Source organism: Nocardioides sp. NPDC127514 (assembly GCF_040302125.1).
Classification (GTDB): Bacteria; Actinomycetota; Actinomycetes; order Propionibacteriales; family Nocardioidaceae; genus Nocardioides.
In genome coordinates this window covers 117564-132781 of the sequence record NZ_JBEORF010000019.1, presented here as the reverse complement: position 1 = coordinate 132781, position 15218 = coordinate 117564, and the positions used below count along the sequence as shown (strand labels likewise).

The window sequence follows — 15218 nt, the reverse complement described above, 5'->3', positions numbered from 1 at the left end:
GGAGACGTCCGCATGGCTGGTGCTGATCGGACCGCCGGAGTAGACCTTGTCGATGGCGCCGTTGAGCTCAGTCGGCTCGTCATGACGAGCCGACTCGGCGGGTGCTTGCGTCAGGACGGGCCGACTCGGCGGGAGGCGGGGATCAGTAGGACGGGATCCAGTCGAAGGTGTCGGGGTTGGGGCCGGAGCGGCCGGACTCGCCCTTGTCGAGAGCCGCGAGGGCCGTCACCTGGTCGGCGCTCAGCTCGAAGTCGAAGATCGCGAGGTTCTCCTCGAGCCGCTCGCGGCGTACGGACTTGGGGAAGACGATGTCGCCACGATCGATCTGCCAGCGGAGCAGCACCTGGGCGGGCGACTTGCCGTGGGCGGAGGCGATCTCGGCGACCACCGGGTCGGTGAGCTCACCGCCGCCCTGTCCGAGCGGGGACCACGACTCGACCTTCGCGCCGTGCGCCAGGGTGGCGGCGCGAGCGGCCTCGTTGGCGAAGTAGGGGTGGACCTCGATCTGGTTGACAGCGGGGGCGACGCCGGTCTCGGCGACGATCTTGTCGAGGTGGTCGGGCTGGAAGTTGGAGACGCCGACGGAGGTGGTCAGGCCCTCCTCGCGGAGGCCGACGAGGGCCTCCCACGTCTTCGCGTACGTCCCGTCGTACTGCGTCGGCAGCGGCCAGTGGATCAGGAACAGGTCGACGCGGTCCAGGCCGAGCAGCTCCAGGGACCTCTCCAGCGATGCCTTCGCCTTGGCGGGTTCGTGCTGGGAGTTGTTGAGCTTGGTGGTGACGTAGACGTCCTCGCGGGCGAGTCCGGCGCTCTTCAGCGCGGCGCCGACTCCGGCCTCGTTCTGGTACATCTGCGCGGTGTCGATGTGGCGGTAGCCGACCTCGAGAGCCTGGCTCACCACCTGCTCGGTCTCGTCCTGCGGAACCTGCCAGACGCCGAGACCGTACTGCGGGATCGAAGTGCCGTCATTGAGCTTGATCGTGGGAACCGTCATGTCTCCATACAACCAAGCGTGCGATGGCCTATTCCATCCTCGGCTCCGTCTCAGCCGATCGTCACGGTCACCACGTTGGAGTAGATACCGGTGTCGATGTCCTTCATCCGGAACTTGTGCTTCCCGATCCGGCCGGACTGGATCGGGGTGGAGAACTGCTCGCCGGTGACCGGAACGTCCGGGATCCCGAAGTCCTCCCAGCCCTGGCCGTCGTTGCGCTCCAGGCGGAGGATGGCGCCCTCGCCGCGCGGGTAGATCCCGCTGAGGTCGATCCGCTCCATCGGCTTCGCCTGGACGGTTCCGGCCTGGAGGGTGATCTCCTTCTTCGCAGGCTTCTCCTCGACGGTCTTGGACGGCGACGGGCTCGTGGTGGCCGCCTGCTTCTCCGGAGCGCTCGTGGGCGAGGCGTTGAGCGTGATCGCCGGCCCGCTCGCGGTCTTGGTCGGCTTGGGCGACGGAGCGTAGAGCGAGGCACCCGCGTCCGGGTCGGTGGCCTGGTCGTCGGCGGCACCGTCGCCACCGAGGCCCAGGATGTTGGCACCGACAAACATCGCGATCCCGATGATCAGTCCCACTCCGACCGCGACCGCGACGAGCGCCGTGACTCCGGCTGCGATCGGGTGCTGCCCGCCCTGCTTCACATCTGCTCCTCGACCCGCCGTGGTGATGGTGACAATTCAGCCACAGGTTCCTACCGAGCACCACACGTTCAGCTGATCAGCTGCTGACGACGAGCGATGGCGGCCGCCTCCGTGCGACTCCCGGCACCCAGCTTCCCGAGAATGTTCGAGACGTGCACGGAAACCGTCTTCGTGGAGATGAACAGCTGTTTGCCGATCTCGCCGTTGCTGCGTCCCGCCGCCACCAGCGTCAGGATCTCGCTCTCCCGCGGCGTCAGCGACGTCGACGTCGCCTGCTGCTGCTTGACCGCCGTCGCGCCGAGCGATCTGAGCTCGTCGAGCAACGGCTGCAGGCCGAGCCGCTTCGCGGTCGTCCGGGCCTTGTCGGCGGTCACCCGCGAGCCGGCCACGTCGCCCATGGCCCGCTGGATGGTGGCGTACGTCGTCCGGACGGCGGCCAGACCTGGGACATCGCCGTAGGCCTCGACCTGCTGCTCGGCGCGCTCCCACGCCGCCAGCAGCGTCTCCTGGGGCGGGGCGTCGATGCCGGCCAGCCAGTGGACGCGGAGCACCTCCGCCTCCAGCCGGGCGGTCCAGGCGCGGCCCTCCGGACCCCACTCTCCGGGCTCGTACTGTGCGACCACCTGCTCGCCGTCGCTGTGCAACCCGTCGACGGCCTCCACCAACGCGGGCCAGCGCGCCGCCGGCAGCGAGGGCAGCATCTGCGCGATCCCGGAGGCGGCGACCACCGCCAGCCGCACCCGGCCGCCGAACCACTCGGTCCAGAACTGGGCGAGAGTCTCGACCGTCTCCGCGTAGACCCTGAGCACTCCCTCGGGGTCGCCGGCACGGGCGAACGCGGTCATCTCCACGACCGAGCCGTAGAGGGCGACCAGGCCCTCCTGGGTCCAGAACGGTCGCAGCGCGTGGGCCGCGTCACCGACCGATGCCCCCTGCGCCTGCTCCATCATCATCCGGAGCATGTCGAGGAGCGCGACCGGGATCGGCGGCGCGTCCGGCAGGTTGCCGCCGGTCAGCGCGAGCGCTTCGTCCCACTCCCCCAGGACCATCTGGATCCGGACGATGTCGGAGCGGGCCCCGGCGACATAGGGCTGCCACTGCAGCGACTCCCCTCCGGCCTCGTCGATCACAGCCCGGAACCACCTCAACGCCTCCCGGTAGTCCCCGGCCTCGTCGTAGGAGCGACCGAGCGTGTACAGCCCCCGGCTGACCGCGTACGTCGATCCGACCTGCCGCGCCTGATCGATCGTCTCGCGCAGCACCTGCCGGAAGCCCTCGACCTTGTCGCCGCCGGCGCGGCCGGTGCGGACCTTGAGCATCGACAGGCTGGTGGCCATGTCGGAGGCGAGCTTGGAGAGGCTGTGCCGCTCGGCGATCTCGATGCCCTCCAGCCCGACCGCCTCGGCCTCCTCGCTGCGGCGGTAGGTCACGAGCGTGCGCGTGCGCACGGCCAGGACCGAACACCGCACCTTCGGCTCGGCGTCGGCAGGTAGCGCGACCATCGCGTCATGGGAGTAGGTGAGCGGGTCGCCGTTCTCGATGAGGAGAGCCGCCTCCGCCCGGGTCGCCAGCAGCAGCGCGCGGCCCACCGACGGGCCGGCCGGGATGGCGTCGAGCCGCTCGGCCAGGATCGCGTCGGCCCGCGAGGGCAGTCCGGCGAGGATGAGCGTGTCGGCGGCGCGCTCGTAGACCCGGTCCAGGTTGACCGCGGCCGCCTGGGCGACCTTCGGGTCGGCGGCGAGGCCCAGCGCCTTCTCGTAGTGGTGGGCGGCCTCGCCGACGCCACTGACGCTGCGGGCCTCCTCGGCCGCGGCGATGCGAGCCCGTAGCGCGGTCGCGAGGTCGCCGGCGTGCTTGGCGTGCAGCGCGAGCTCCGCGGCCGCACCCAGCCCGGGCGTCTCCTTCAGCACCTCGGCGAACCGGGCGTGCAGACGCACCCGCTCACCGGGCAGCAGGTCGTCGTAGACCGCCTCGGCGAGCAGCGCGTGGCGGAACGTGTAGCGCGAACCGGTCGGCTCGAGCACTTTCTGCTCGACGGCGGTGCGCAGCGCGTCATCGAGCTCGTCGGTCTTCATCTCGGTCACCGCGGCGAGCAGCTCGTGGGTGACCCGGCGCCCGGCGATGCTCGCCGTGCGGACCACGCTCCGGGCCGAACCGTCGAGCCGGTCCAGCCGCACCAGCAGCAGGTCGGCGAGGTCGACCGGGAGATCCTCGTCGCAGCCGGCCTGCACCAGCTCCTCGACGAAGAAGGCGTTGCCCTCGGCACGGCGTACGACTCGTTCGGCGTCGACCTTGCCGGGGGCCAGCTCATGGACCAGCAGTCGCACCGAGTCGTCGGAGAGCGGCTCCAGGACGATCCGCTCGACGTCGGGCAGCCGGCCCCATTCGCCGACCTGGCGGCGCAGCGGGTGCCGGCGGTGGATGTCGTCGGCGCGGTAGGACGCGACCATCGCGACGGGGCCGACGTAGGGCCGGGTGAAGAGGTAGGTCAGCAGGTCGCGGGTGGACTGGTCGGCCCAGTGGGTGTCCTCGACCACGACCAGCAGCGGCGCCTTCTCGGCGGCCGCCTCGAAGAGGGTGTGGACGGCGTCGAAGAGCTGCCCGCGGTCGGTGCCGGTCGGGGCGGCTCCCTGGTTGGCGCCCATCACGCGGCGTACGGGCCTCAGCCTGGCCAGCGCCGGGTAGTCGGCCGCCACCCGCTCGACCACGTCGGGCAGGTCCGCGACGATCCGGTCGAGGATCTCCGAGAACGGCATGTACGCCACGGCGCTCTCGCCGAAGTCGACGCAGTGTCCCGCGTGCACCTGCCAGCCGTCGGACACGGCCCGGTCGCGCAGCGCAGTGAGCAGGCGCGTCTTGCCGACGCCGGCGTCACCGGCGAGGAGGACGTGCTGGCGCCGCCCGGACGTCGAGCCCGATTCCTCGTCGGACGAGACGCCGAGCAGCCCGGTGAGGGTGCGCAACTCAGGGTCGCGACCTACGAATGACCGAGCACTTTGCGCCATGTCCCCTATCATCGCGCCTCCGGGCCCGGGTTTCTCCCGCATTACGGTCCTCCGAGGACTCAGTTGTGTATCGAGTCCATCCGGCGGGGACGGCGGCGCTTCACCTGGCGGGCGAGACGGTCGGCCGCGGTCGCGCGGCGAATGGTCTGCTGGCGGTAGGCCAGCTCGGCGTCGTAGCTGATCTGGTTGGTGTACGTCATGCATCCAGACTCGGCTCCTGAGGTAGGGCCACGCATGAGGCGCCTGCCTTAGGCGTACGTCAGGGGTGCCTCATTCGGCCGTGATCAGCATCACTCCACAAGCCCCCGGCGGCGTCCGATGGCCGCTGCCTCGGTGCGGCCGGAGGCGCCGAGCTTGGCCAGGATGTTGGAGACGTGGACCGAGACGGTCTTGGTCGAGATGAACAGCTGCTTGCCGATCTCGCCGTTGCTGCGGCCGGCCGCGACCAGGGCGAGGATCTCCCTCTCCCGGGCGGTCAGCTCGCCGGAGGGACCTGCCGCCGACCGCTGTGGCGTGCTGCCGAGGGTGAGCAGGTGGTCGAGGAGCGGCCGAGCACCGAGCCGCTTCGCCGCTTCCCTGGCCTGGTCAGCCAGCTCACGCGCGCCGGCGGTGTCGCCACCGGCCCGGAGGATCTCGGCGAGCCGGACCCGCGACCAGGCGAGCTCGTGGACGTGCGGAAAGGCTTCGAAGGCGGCGACGGTCGCCCGCCACGCCTCGACGAGCTCGGCCTGCTCGGGTACGGAGATGCCGGCCAGCCAGTGGGCACGGAGCCCTTCGGCCCGCAGCCGCGCCGACCACGCCTGCCCCTCCAGCCCCCAGGGCTGCTCGGTCTCGACGGGCCGCGTGCCCGCCTCCACGATGCGGTCCACCTGCGCCATCACCCGCGGGCGGGCACCGACGGGGACGGCAGGGAGGGCGGAGCCGATCGCACCGACGGCGATCGCCGAGAGCCGGGCATGGGCGCCGAACCACTTTCCCCAGCCGGTGGTGAGGGCCGCGACGCCGGCGTCGTAGGCCTCGATCGCCGCGTCGATGTCCCCACGACCCGCAGCGGCCCGGATCTCCACCGGGGCCGACTCGCTGGCGGTGGCCACCTCCTGCTTCCACGACGGCCGCAGCCGCCGCGCCTCGGCACCGACGTCGGCGCCGCGGGCCTGCTCGATCATCAGCCGCTTGGACTCCAGCCACGGCCACAGCACCGGCGGGATGCCGTACGCGTCGGTCAGCGCGAGCGCCTCGTCCCAGCGGCCGACGGTGTGGAGGTAGTCGAGCCAGGCGATCCGGGCGTCGAAGGCGTACGGCGCCCAGGGAACGCCCCGCTCCACGCTGAGCTCGTAGGCGCTGCGGTAGCTCTCGCCGGCCTCGTCGCGACGGTCGGCCGCGTCGAGGGCGAAGGCGAGCTGGAGCCGGGCGCGGAACTCCGGGTGCAGCGCGCCGACCTTGGCGGCCCGCGCCACCGCCTCACGGAGCGGCTCGATCCACTCCTGCGGCGGACGCCCCCACGACCCGGCCAGCGTCGCCGCGACCTCTGCGGCGAGGCCGGTGCGGCCGAGCTCCTCGGCCAGCGCCAGCGCCTCTCGGCCGGCTCGTTCGGCGTCCTCGTGACGGCGGTAGATCATCAGCGATCGGGCGTACGCCGCGAGCAACCGCGCCCGCACCAGCGGCGGGGCGTCCTCGGGCAGCTCGGCCATCGCCTTCTCCGCGAGCGCCCCCACCCGGACATCGTTGACGTAGGCGAAGCTGGTCTCGATCTCGACCGTCATCAGCTGCGCGCGCCACAGACCGGGAGCGTCGGCCGGGAGTGATTCCCGCTGCTCACGAGCCAGTTTCCCGGCGCGGTCGGCGTGCCCGGCGGCCACCATCGCATCGCTGGCCTTGACCACCAGATCGACGAGACGCTGGGTGTCGTGGTCGGAGTCGGCACGACCGGCGAGCTGGGCGATCGCCTGCTGATAGTGCTGCGAGGCCTCGTCGGGACCACCGGCGGCGGCCGCCTCGTCGCCGGCGGCGATCCCGGCCGCGAGCGCGGTCTCGTGGTCGCCGGCAAGACGGGCATGACGCGCGAGACCGGCCGCGCTGCCGGTCGTGAGGTCGCGGCTCAGCGCCTCGACGTACCGCTGATGGAGCCGGACCCGCTCGCCCGGCAGCAGGTCGTCATAGACCGCCTCCCCGAGCAGCGCGTGCCGGAAGACGTAATAGCCGTCCTCGCGCGGCACCAGGATCGCCCGCTCGATCGCCTGCCTCAGCCCGGCGTCGAGGGTGGCGCGGTCGAGGCCGGCGACGGCCTCGAGGAGCTCGTCGCTGACGTCGCGGCCGGCGGCGCTGGCGGTGTCGACCACCTCGCGCGCGGTCGCATCGAGCTGGTCCAGCCTGATCAGAAGCAGGTCGGCGAGGTCCCAGGGCAGCTCCTCGGCGCCGGCGGCCTGCACCAGCTCCTCGACGAAGAAGGCGTTGCCGTCGGCGCGACGTACGACGCTCTCGACGTCGACCCCGTCGGCGAGGTCGCCGGCGAGCTCACCGACCAGGACACGTACGTCATCGTCCGAGAGGCGGCCGAGGTGGAACCGCTCGACGGAGGGCAGCCGGGTCCACTCGGCGAGCTGGCGGCGCAGCGGGTGACGGCGGTGGAGGTCGTCGGCGCGGTAGGAGGCGACGAGCGTCACCGGGCCGTCGAACGGCCGGGTGAACAGGAAGGTCAGCAGGTCACGGGTGGACTGGTCGGCCCAGTGGGTGTCCTCGACCACGACCAGCAGCGGCGCCTTCTCGGCCGCGCGCTCCAGGAGCGAGTGGATCGCGGCGAAGAGGTTGCCCCGGTCGAGCGCCTCCTGGACGGCGGTGTCAGCCCCGCCGAGCGCACGGGCCACCGGCGCCATCCGCAGGAGCGCCGGATGTACGTCGGCGACCTGCGCGACCACGTCGGGCAGCGCGGAGGTGATGTTGTCGAGGATCTCGGTGAAGGGCAGGTAGGCCTCGGCGCTGTCGCCGAAGTCGAGGCAGTGGCCGACCAGCACCTGCCTGCCGTCGGCGGCGGCACGGCCGCGGAGCTCGCGCAGGATGCGGGTCTTCCCGACACCGGCGTCGCCCGCGAGGAGGACATGCCTACGTCCGCCCGGCTGAACGGTGCCGTCCAGCCCCACCAGCCCTGCCAGTGTCTCCAGGTCGGCATCACGCCCGACCAGCCTCTCGGCACTCTGCGCCATAGGCGCAATCATCGCGCCTTCCGACAACACCGTGCGGGACCAGGGGTCGACACCGCCCTGCCCCGGACATGAAGCAACGCCGAGCGGGATCCCTCCTGCTCGGCGTTGATTCAAGTCCTGCCTGCCGGCACGCGCCGCCATCTCAGCGGGTGCGGGTGCGTCGCGACTGACGAGCCTCGGTGGCCCGCTGGCGCTTGGCCAGGTCCTTCTGGATCTGCTGGCGGCGGTACTTGACCTCTGCTTCGTAACCTACGGTGGTGTACATCTCGATCTCCTGCTGAGTTTGTGTTCTGCTGACATCGAGAAGACTCCTCCGCTGAGGTAGGCACCCGAATCGGTCGCGCGCCCTACTTACCGACCCGGGCGCCTTACTTTCCGACCTAGGACACGGGCTCCACGCCTTAGACGGGACACTGTGCCTATGGAGTTCTCCGAGGTCGTACGTCGCCGCAAGATGGTCCGCAACTACACCAGCGATCCGGTCGACCCGGCGGTGATCGACAAGATCCTGCACAACGCCACCCGGGCGCCGTCGGCCGGCTTCTCCCAGGGCTGGGCCTTTCTCGTGCTGGACACCCCCGAGGACGTACGCCGCTACTGGGAGGCCACGGCCGACGTGGACAACCCCGACAGCTGGCTGGCGGGGATGATGACGGCCCCGGTGATCGTGATCCCGTGCTCCTCCAAGGCGGCCTACCTGGACCGCTACGCACAGCCCGACAAGGGCTGGACCGACCGCGACGAGGCGCACTGGCCGATGCCGTTCTGGCACATGGACACCGCGATGGCGACCATGCTGATCCTGCAGACCGTGGTCGACGAGGGCCTCGGCGCCCTCTACTTCGGCATCCCGCCCGAGTCCGACGCCGCGGTCCGCAAGGCGTTCGACATCCCCGACGCCTTCGACCCGATCGGGGCCGTCACCATCGGCCACCCCGCCTCCGGCGGCGCCAAGGGCTCCCCCACCCGCCGCAAGCGCACCCCGCTCGAGGACGTCGTCCACCGCGGCCGCTGGTGAGGCTCCTCGGCCGCCGAGGATGCCGAGGCACCCAGGAAACTCACATCGCCTTCACAGGTTCCGGACAGGCACTCGCGCGATAGTCGATCGCCAGGGCGGTCACCGGCCGGTCAGCTGATCTCCGCCGGCCGACGCCACCGAACGGCTTGGCCCGAGCGAGGAGACCTGCCCTGATGGACACCTTCAAGAAGACGGCGACATGGACAGGGGTCGTCCTCACCGCGCTGTGCGGGATCGTACTGCTCGGCGGCGGCAAGATCGTGTCCGGAACCCTGCTGATCGCAACGGCATTCCTGATGGTTTCGCCGCTCTGGCGGCACAAGACTCCTCGTTGGGCTCGCGCTGGACTGCTCTGCTCGGTGTTCGGCCTGGTGATCTGGAACATCTCCACAACCGACCTCCCGGCCGACTCGAACGTGTCGACCGGCATGGTGGTGGCGTCCTCCCCGCCTCACGCCGACACCTTCCCGCGAACCGGGGTCAAGCTCGTGGACCAGGCAGCGTTCATCCTCGCCGGCTTCCTGGATCAGGCGCAGTCTTCATAGGCCGGGGCGGTCCTGCCCACGTGCGGCGGCAGAGTCCGGCGTACGCAGGTGGGAGACGGCCATGGCGAGGTCGGCCAGCCGCGGGGTGACGACGTTGAGGACCTCGAAGACCGACCCGAAGGCGCCGTCGACCGTCACCGGGCGGTCCTCGAGGGCGCGGACGACGCGCTCGGCGCACTCCTCGGGGCTCTCGCCGCGGCCCTCGTACTCGTCAGTCGGGGCGATCATCGGCGTACGCACGATCGCGACGCGCATGTTGGTGCAGGTCACGTTCTCGAAGTAGGCCTCACGGCTCAGGATCCGGCCGAACACGTCGAGCGCCGACTTCGCGGCGATGTATGCGGCGAACTTCGGGGCCTTGATCTGGTTGCCCCAGGTGACGATGTTGACCACGTGGCCGAACCGCTGGGCGCGCATCGCCGGCAGCAGGCCCATCGTGAGCCGGACCGCACCGAAGTAGTTCACGGCCATCATCCGCTCGAAGTCGTGGAAGCGGTCGTGAGTCAGCTCCAGCGACCGCCGGATCGACCGGCCGGCGTTGTTGACCAGGTAGTCGACCGCCCCGTGCTCGGCGAGCAGCTGCTCCACCAGCGCATCGATCGAGTCACCGTCGGCCATGTCGACGACGTACGTCGACGCCCTCCCGCCGCTCTGCTCGATGGTCCTCCGCACCCGCTCGAGCTCCTCGGCCCGGCGGGCGGCGAGGAGCACGTGCGCGCCCCGTCGAGCCGCGGCGTACGACGTCGCCTCACCGATCCCGGAGCTGGCGCCGGTGATCAGCACGGTCCTCCCGGCGAGCGGGCTGGGACCACCGGTCACGGCCCGGATCGTGCGCGCCACCCGGGCGCGCGGCGTCTGCAGGAGCGGAAGCGAGAACAGGCTGACCACTCCCGCACCCTCGCGACCCCGACGGCGGTTCGTTTCCGCGAATTCGTTGGGTGCCGGCCCGGGTGGGAGGCGTTTAGCGTGACGCGTCGAGATGTCGGCCCGAAGCCGACACCACCGCACGGTCCCAGGAGAGAACATGTCAACCACCAGCATCGTCCCGCGTACGTGGAAGCGGCGGATCGCCGGGATCGTCTCCGCGACCCTCATCGCGATCACCGGCGCGACCGTCACCAGCATGTCCGCCCCCGCACCGGCGCAGGCCGCGACCTGCACGTCGTACAACTACTCCTACGGCGGCAACGGCACGTGTGTCCGCTACATCCAGACGCTGCTCAACTGGCAGCCCGGCATCGATCTGGTGGTGGACGGCGCGTACGGCAACCTGACCCGGCAGGCCGTGATCGCCCGTCAGACCTCGTGGCGCTACTGGGACTCCTCGGTGGTGGTGGACGGCATCGTCGGCCCCAGGACCTGGGCCTACCTGTGCTCGCCGTACTACTACGGCACCGGACCGGCGCAGTCCTACCCCTTCGCCGTCGCTCGAGCGGCCGGCTGCCAGGTCTGAGGCCGCGTACCCCGGAGCGTCACGGACGCACCGGGGCGTAGCGGAGGTCGACCTCCAGATGCGGGTCGTCGCCGATCAGGTTGTGCAGCTTGATCGGCGCTCCGCCCGGGTTGTCGTAGAGGCGGATGCCGTCGCCCAGCAGGACCGGCGCGATGTGCAGGTCGATCCGGTCGATCAGGCCGCGCTCGAGGAGCTGGCGGCCGATGTCGGCGGAATGGACCTCGACGTTCTTCCCGTCGGCCGCCTCGACCGCGATCCGCAGCGCCTCGCCGACGTCGCAGCTGAGGAAGGTGACGTGCTCCTGCGGCCGGGCGTCCTCGGGATGGTGGGTGAGGATGAAGACCGGCCCCTGCCAGTCCCCGTACGGCATCGCGTCGGGGTAGGCGTCGTGGCCCTTGCGCCCGCCCAGGACGGCGCCGAGCTGCGAGGAGTACGCCTCCTCGACACCGGGCTTCCCGGTGACGTCGTTCAGCCACGCCATCCCCGGCTCGGTTCCGTCGACGAAGCCGTCGAGCGACATGGAGAAGTGCCACAGGACGGTGCTCATCGGGTTACCTGCGTCCGGTCGAAGGTGATGTGGGTGACGCCGCTCGGTGTGGTGGTCGAGGCCACCTCGTAGCCGTCCTCCAGCGCCTCCAGCCCGTCCCACAGCCGTACGCCACGGCCCAGGATGATCGGGACGACCGCGACGTGCAGGTGGTCGACGAGACCGGCTGCCAGGAAGTCCCGGAGCGAGGAGGGGCCGCCGCCGATGCGTACGTCCTGGCCGGCGGCCGCCTCCTGCGCCTCGGCCAGCACCTCCTCGATGGGCGCGTCGCGGAAGTGGAAGACGGTGCCGCCCTTCATCTCGATCGACTCGCGGGGCTGATGGGTCAGCACGTAGGTGGGCGTGTGGAACGGCGGCTCCTCGCCCCACCAGCCGGTCCAGTCGGCGTCGTCCTGCCATCCCGGAGGGCCGAACTTGCCGGCGCCCATGATCTCGGCCCCGATGCCCTCCCAGGCGCGGGCGGCGAAGGCGTCGTCGGGATCGGCTGCCGGGTCGACCTCCATCCGCTCCCGGTGGCCGGTCGCGCTCTGGAAGGTCCTGGTCGGGAAGAACCACTCCATCAGCCGCATGCCGGCGTGGCCGAACGGCGCCTCCAGGCTCTGGCCGTCGCCGGTGGCGAAGCCGTCCAACGAGACGCCGATGGTGTGAGCGCGTACGAGTGACATGTCAGTCTCCCTCGAATTCAGAGTGGTTGCACTTTGCAATCACTGGCGTCGAGAGTAGACTTCCCGATTGCAGATTGCAACCACTATTTCCGAGTGCAGGAGCCACCGAGTGAGCGAGCCCAGATCGGGTTGCCCGATCAACGCAGCCGTGGAGGTCTTCGGGGACCCCTGGTCGGTGATCGTGCTGCGCGACGTGATGTTCGGGAACCGTCGCCACTTCCGCGAGCTGCTGGGCAGCTCCGAGGAGGGCATCGCCTCCAACATCCTCAGCAGCCGGCTGAAGAAGCTGGTCGAGGGTGGTCTGCTCACCAAGGAGGAGGTCGGCCGCGGCCAGAAGGCCGCCTACGCGCTGACCGAGGCGGGCATCCAGACGCTGCCGATCATGGTCGCTCTCGGCAACTGGGGGCTCGCCCATCGCGATGGCACCCGGCAGCTCCGGGTCCGCGCGGAGCTGCTGCGCGATGCCGGTCCCGAGATGGTGGAGTCGTTCATGGACGAGCTGCGCGAGCTCCATCTGGGGACGCCACGTCCCGACCCGGACGCCCCGCGGGCGAGCGAGCAGCTCGCCGCGGCGTACGAGGCGGCCATGGCGGAGTGAGGCGGAGGCTCACTTCTCCTTGGCGTGGAGCTTCAGCTTCGAGATCTGGGTCTTCAGCTCGTCGAGGAAGAGCGTCCGGATGCTCTCGGTGTCCAGGGCGCCGTTGACCCCGCGCAGCTTGCCCTCACCGAGCTTGACGCAGACGGCCGACCAGGCGGCGCCGATCGCGCCGGTGAAACCCGCCGCGACGGTGGCGTTGATCGCCCCACCGCCGACGGTGCCGAACCCGGGGATCATCTTGAGCAGGTTGCCGGCGACGGTGCGGCCGGCCTGGGTGGCGGCCGCGGTGGCCGCGATCGAGGCCATCGCGGCCTTGTCCACCTCGATGCCGTAGATCGCCGAGATGCGCGCCATCATCCCGAGCTGGATCGGCACCAGTACGACCGCGTCGGAGAACGGGATCGGGGTGGCTCCGGCCGCCCCAGCAGCGGTCGCGGCACCCGCGATCACGGTGTTCGCCTGCTCCTGCTTGCGCTTGAGATCCACCCTCTGCGCCGCGGTGAGGGCCTCCTCGACCCCTGCAGGCGCGCATCGAAAGGTGGCATCGACGAGCTCCTGCAGCCCGTGGACCTGCTGGCCGGAGAAGTCGTCGGCCTTGGCGTTGGTCAGGTAGACCCGGGCGCCGTGCACGGGCAGTCCCCGCGCGTCGATCTGCTGGGCGAACTCGACCGCGTCCGGGTGGTAGGCACCCGTCGGCGAGGTCGGCACCTGGGTCATCACCAGCACCACCGGCAGCCCCAGGTCGGCGAGCTTCTGGATGAACGCGGCCTCGGTGTCCTCGAAGCGGCGGTCGGCGAAACGTACGGCGTACCAGGCGACGTGGATCTGCTCGGACTGCGGCTTGCGGCGCCGCTCCTGGATCAGCTTGGCGAGATCCTTGATCACCCGGTCGCCCTCGACGCCGATCTCCAGGCCCTGGGTGTCGAGCAGCCCGAAGAACCCGCTGGTGTGCAGGTAGAGCGTCGACTCCTTCGTCACCGGCTCGCCGATCCCGGTCTTCGCCACCTCCGCCCCGAAGACGGCGTTGACCAGCGTCGACTTGCCGACCCCGGTCTTACCGAAGACGGCAAGGTTGAACCGGCCGATCTCCTTGGCCGACTCGGAGTACCTCTTGTGGAACTCGTCCTTGAACCAGCCGTCGGATGCGAAGTTGTTCACGACGACCAGGATGCCAGCCGACACCGAAGTTTCCCGGGAGTCGGACTGCCGAAATGTCATGGCCCGGCCCTCCGAGGAGGAATAGCGTGCCGGGCATGAGCCCTCGGTCCCGCCTCGCGTACGTCGCCGCGCTCGCCGCCGCAGTCGTCCTGGTCGCGCCCACGACTCCGGTCCACGCGGCCGAGCCTGAGACCCCCACCGACATCACCCTCACCCGGTGGAACAGCCTCGAAGACTTCGCGAAGGGCAGGTCGAGCAACCTGCGCCCGGACCGGCACGGCACCCTCCGGATCGGCCGCGGCAGCGAGACGACCACCTACGCCGACCCCTTCGGCGACGGCACGGCCAGGACCTACGAGTACGGCACGTGGACCTCGCCCGTGGTCACGACCGGATACCCGATCGACGAGTCGGTCACCTCGTGGGACGTCGACACCCCGACCGGCACCTGGGCCGAGATCCGGTTCCGCGGGCGGAAGGCGGACGGCACCTGGACGAAGTGGTTCGTGATGGGCCGCTGGACGGCCGGCGACGACTTCGCGGCCGGCGACATCCACCGCACCTCCGTCGAAGGACAGAGCGACACCGACGCGGCGCTCTACACCGACACGTACGTCGCCCGGACCGGCAAGGAGCCCGAGGCGTTCCAGACCAGGGTCACCCTGCTGCGCCCCGAGGGCGCGACCGTCTCCCCCAGCCTGCGAACGGTCTCGACGCTGACCAACGAGTACCTGCCCGACTCCGCCTACCCCGGCACGAGCACGCCGACCCTCGACAGCGAGGTCGACCTCAGGGTGCCGCCGTTCAGCCAGAACATCCACCGCGGCGAATACCCGGAGTTCGGTGGCGGTGGTCAGGTCTGGTGCTCACCGACCTCGACGACGATGGTGCAGTACCACTGGGGTCACGAGGTCCCGGCGGGCGAGCTGACGGACATCGAGGCGCCCAACGGTGACCCGCAGGTCGCCTACGCCGCGATCAACACCTGGGACTACGCCTACGAGGGCGCCGGCAACTGGCCGTTCAACACCGCCTACGCCGGCCGCTGGGGTCTGGACGGGTTCGTGACCCGGTTGCGTTCGCTGGCCGAGGCCGAGGCTCTGGTGGCGGCCGGCTTCCCGTTGGTCGTCTCCGCCAGCTGGGAACGCGAGGAGATGCCGGAGTCGGGTTACGGCACCGACGGCCACCTGCTGGTCATCGGTGGCTTCACCGCCGAGGGCGACCCGATCGTCTACGACCCCAACCACTCCTCCAACGACGAGGTGCGCAACGTCTACACCCGCGAGAACTTCGAGCGGGTCTGGCAGACCTCGACCGACGGGGTCACCTACGTCATCCACCCGCGCGACGTGCCGCTGCCCGGCGCAGGGAAGGCCACAAACTGGTGACGGAGA

At 70.6% G+C, this 15218-nt stretch carries 15 protein-coding genes; 5 read left to right on the top strand and 10 right to left on the bottom strand.

The annotated features are described in order from the left end of the window. Positions 1 to 142 precede the first annotated feature (142 nt). The 6 genes from ABTX24_RS16745 to ABTX24_RS16720 all read right to left on the bottom strand — a co-directional run bounded on the left by ABTX24_RS16745 (position 143) and on the right by ABTX24_RS16720 (position 8105). Positions 143 to 994, bottom strand: coding sequence for an aldo/keto reductase (locus ABTX24_RS16745; RefSeq protein WP_350841070.1), 852 nt, complete (start codon positions 992 to 994; stop codon positions 143 to 145). Between the two features lie 50 nt (positions 995 to 1044). Beyond that, entirely contained in the window at positions 1045 to 1635 is a 591-nt protein-coding gene (locus tag ABTX24_RS16740) for a hypothetical protein (protein ID WP_350841068.1), read from the bottom strand. A gap of 68 nt (positions 1636 to 1703) precedes the next feature. Further along, a complete protein-coding gene (locus ABTX24_RS16735) occupies positions 1704 to 4640 on the bottom strand; it encodes a helix-turn-helix transcriptional regulator (RefSeq protein WP_350841066.1) in 2937 nt (978 codons plus the stop codon). Positions 4641 to 4699: 59 nt separating this feature from the next. Continuing rightward, positions 4700 to 4840 (bottom strand): hypothetical protein, encoded by a 141-nt coding sequence (locus tag ABTX24_RS16730; RefSeq protein ID WP_160026607.1) that lies wholly within the window; start codon positions 4838 to 4840, stop codon positions 4700 to 4702. Between the two features lie 90 nt (positions 4841 to 4930). Then, positions 4931 to 7840: a helix-turn-helix transcriptional regulator gene (locus tag ABTX24_RS16725; protein ID WP_350841064.1), complete on the bottom strand. Its 2910-nt coding sequence runs from the start codon at positions 7838 to 7840 to the stop codon at positions 4931 to 4933. A gap of 142 nt (positions 7841 to 7982) precedes the next feature. Further along, positions 7983 to 8105 carry a hypothetical protein gene (locus ABTX24_RS16720; protein ID WP_350718687.1) on the bottom strand — a complete coding sequence of 41 codons (123 nt, stop codon included), beginning with the start codon at positions 8103 to 8105 and terminating at the stop codon, positions 7983 to 7985. Between the two features lie 156 nt (positions 8106 to 8261). On the opposite strand from ABTX24_RS16720, the gene ABTX24_RS16715 reads away from it, so the two are divergent. Further along, positions 8262 to 8858: a nitroreductase family protein gene (locus ABTX24_RS16715; protein ID WP_350841062.1), complete on the top strand. Its 597-nt coding sequence runs from the start codon at positions 8262 to 8264 to the stop codon at positions 8856 to 8858. Between the two features lie 173 nt (positions 8859 to 9031). After that, positions 9032 to 9403 (top strand): hypothetical protein, encoded by a 372-nt coding sequence (locus ABTX24_RS16710; protein ID WP_350841060.1) that lies wholly within the window; start codon positions 9032 to 9034, stop codon positions 9401 to 9403. On the opposite strand, the gene ABTX24_RS16705 is transcribed toward ABTX24_RS16710, so the two are convergent. Beyond that, complete coding sequence (locus tag ABTX24_RS16705; RefSeq protein WP_350841058.1) at positions 9398 to 10291, bottom strand: SDR family NAD(P)-dependent oxidoreductase; 894 nt, start codon at positions 10289 to 10291, stop codon at positions 9398 to 9400. The genes ABTX24_RS16710 and ABTX24_RS16705 overlap by 6 nt on opposite strands. Positions 10292 to 10427: 136 nt before the next feature. Here ABTX24_RS16705 and ABTX24_RS16700 point away from each other — a divergent pair, with 136 nt between their 5' ends. Further along, positions 10428 to 10856: a peptidoglycan-binding domain-containing protein gene (locus tag ABTX24_RS16700; RefSeq protein WP_350841056.1), complete on the top strand. Its 429-nt coding sequence runs from the start codon at positions 10428 to 10430 to the stop codon at positions 10854 to 10856. A 19-nt stretch (positions 10857 to 10875) separates the two neighbouring features. On the opposite strand, the gene ABTX24_RS16695 is transcribed toward ABTX24_RS16700, so the two are convergent. Together ABTX24_RS16695 and ABTX24_RS16690 are read right to left on the bottom strand one after the other, a co-directional pair. Then, positions 10876 to 11403, bottom strand: coding sequence for a dihydrofolate reductase family protein (locus ABTX24_RS16695; RefSeq protein WP_350841054.1), 528 nt, complete (start codon positions 11401 to 11403; stop codon positions 10876 to 10878). Next, on the bottom strand, positions 11400 to 12068 hold the full coding sequence (locus ABTX24_RS16690) for a dihydrofolate reductase family protein (RefSeq protein ID WP_350841052.1): 669 nt from the start codon (positions 12066 to 12068) through the stop codon (positions 11400 to 11402). The genes ABTX24_RS16695 and ABTX24_RS16690 overlap by 4 nt, the downstream gene beginning before the upstream one ends. 109 nt (positions 12069 to 12177) lie before the next feature. Here ABTX24_RS16690 and ABTX24_RS16685 point away from each other — a divergent pair, with 109 nt between their 5' ends. Next, positions 12178 to 12666 carry a winged helix-turn-helix transcriptional regulator gene (locus ABTX24_RS16685; RefSeq protein ID WP_350841050.1) on the top strand — a complete coding sequence of 163 codons (489 nt, stop codon included), beginning with the start codon at positions 12178 to 12180 and terminating at the stop codon, positions 12664 to 12666. A 9-nt stretch (positions 12667 to 12675) separates the two neighbouring features. Here the strand turns inward: ABTX24_RS16685 and ABTX24_RS16680 are convergent, their stop codons facing one another. Beyond that, positions 12676 to 13824, bottom strand: a complete 1149-nt coding sequence (locus ABTX24_RS16680; RefSeq protein WP_350718674.1) for a GTPase family protein — start codon at positions 13822 to 13824, stop codon at positions 12676 to 12678. Positions 13825 to 13919: 95 nt separating this feature from the next. Between ABTX24_RS16680 and ABTX24_RS16675 the strand changes: the two genes are divergently transcribed. Next, a complete protein-coding gene (locus ABTX24_RS16675; protein WP_350841048.1) occupies positions 13920 to 15212 on the top strand; it encodes a C39 family peptidase in 1293 nt (430 codons plus the stop codon). Positions 15213 to 15218: the final 6 nt, after the last annotated feature.